Raw genomic sequence first — 1,841 nt, 5'->3', positions numbered from 1 at the left:
ATCTGGTTCGTTTAGTGAAACCAAGAAACTTATTTTGATGAGGTAATATCTTGTATGTCGAAATGCCATTTCGACTTACATAGACATTATAAGTAATAGTCCCGATTTATGAACAACCTTTCGTTAGGTAAAAAATCGGAAGATTTACAGAGCCGGTTTCTCAGTGTGAGAAACTGGCTTTGTTTTTTAGAGCATGCCTTTAATTTCCAAGTGAATGCATAATATTTCAGTACAATACACAAGACACTGCTCCCTCCAATCTCCAATCTTTCCTCATCCCAACTTCGATCTTAAAACTGCAACACATTCTTTAGCTGAATCTACTTGAGTAACAAATTTTGTAAAATCTTCCAATCCTTCGTTAGTTAACTCGTTTGTTATCGTTTGGATAACTGAATCCCAATAATTACTGAAGACGATAATCGGTTTTTCTTTCATTACTCCTTTGATAATGTATTCCCAAACTATTGCGAGTTCTACTAATGTGCCTGTTGCACCTCTGAAAACCACATAAGCATCACCAGGTTCAACTAATTTTTGCAGTCGACTCAAAAGAGAATCTGCAACCACAGTTTCATCTATAAATTTGTTTGGAATTTTACTGAAGAAATCAGATACGACTCCAATCGTTTTACCACCAACCGATTTGGCTCCCTTGGCGCTCGCTTCCATAATTCCACCGTAACCGCCGTTGCAAACGGTAAATCCCGCATTGCTTAATAATTTCCCAAGTTCATACGCGTTATTATATTCAAAGCTATCTTTGGATACGCTGGAACTTCCAAATATTGTAATAATTTTGGTCATTTGTTATTTGTATCCTTCCTGACTAAGTCGTTGTTACTCGAGAGTCCCGGCGCTGAAAGCGGCGGGATGTATCGAGAAAGCCTAATTTTTTCATGGGTTACCTAGCTCATAATTGAAACATGCGTAACTTCGGTAAATCAAAAATCAAAAATCATAAATTGAAAGTCTTTCTTAATTCTCAAACTCCCAGGTTATTCCAAATCGTAAAGTCCTATCTTGAATCGGATAATAAGAAACGATAGCATATTTATCATCTAAAACATTTTCTAAAACAATATGAACTAATGCGCTGCCTATTCCTGCCAAAACTATCGCATCGAAGCTGCCGCTATTACCTAAAATAAAATTATTATTCGGTATCAGTAAACCTGTTCGTGGTTCGAATGTATAACCTAATTGTTTGGAAATAATATTTCCTTTGATGCCGATTCGAAGATTTAAATTATCATTAAAGAAACAGTCGTTGAAAAATAATTCCGCATTAGTAGTAAAATCAGGAAATTGAAATTTAGTCAAATATTTTGAACTCAATAATAGTGAAGCATTTAAGTTGGTTGAAAATTTCCAGAAGTTCCCGGAGATGCTGCCGTTCAAGCTTTGCAGAATAATTTTGTCTTTCGTTGTGAAAACGAACTGATGCAACGGATATAAAATGTTTGTAAGTTCATACACAATCGCATCTTTGATTGTCCGGTGATGATATGAAGACTCAAATTTAAGGTAATCCAAAATATTCAAGCCCAGTCCCAACTCGATAACTGAATGCTGTTCTGGAGTAAAATTTGTCTGTAGTGCTGTATTAAATTTATTGTTCCAGTATAATTCATAAAAATTTGGAAAGCGGTAGGAGTTAGAATAACCGGCTGTAATTTCAAGGTTATTGATAGGTTTAATCGTCGCATCGCCCCCAAAGCTAAATCGTTTATGACTGTTGTAAAAATCGAAACGACTGTAAGCATTCACCGTGGCATCATCAAGAGATGTAATTTCGGTTTCTGCGTATAAGCCCATATTTATTTTCCTCTTGTAATCAA

At 35.6% G+C, this 1,841-nt stretch carries 2 protein-coding genes; both read right to left on the bottom strand.

What is annotated here, in order from left to right; all coding sequences use genetic code 11:
• Positions 1-273 precede the first annotated feature (273 nt).
• Positions 274-807: an LOG family protein gene (locus tag QME58_14245; protein ID MDI6804974.1), complete on the bottom strand. Its 534-nt coding sequence runs from the start codon at positions 805-807 to the stop codon at positions 274-276.
• A gap of 171 nt (positions 808-978) precedes the next feature.
• Positions 979-1,841, bottom strand: an 863-nt coding sequence (locus QME58_14240) for a TonB-dependent receptor (GenBank protein ID MDI6804973.1), incomplete at its 5' end; no start/stop codon positions are given.

The organism is Bacteroidota bacterium, from assembly GCA_030017895.1.
In the GTDB taxonomy this organism is placed as follows: domain Bacteria; phylum Bacteroidota; class Ignavibacteria; order UBA10030; family BY39; genus JASEGV01.
Note: the sequence above shows the minus strand (reverse complement) of the source record. Positions and strands in the feature narration are given on the sequence as shown.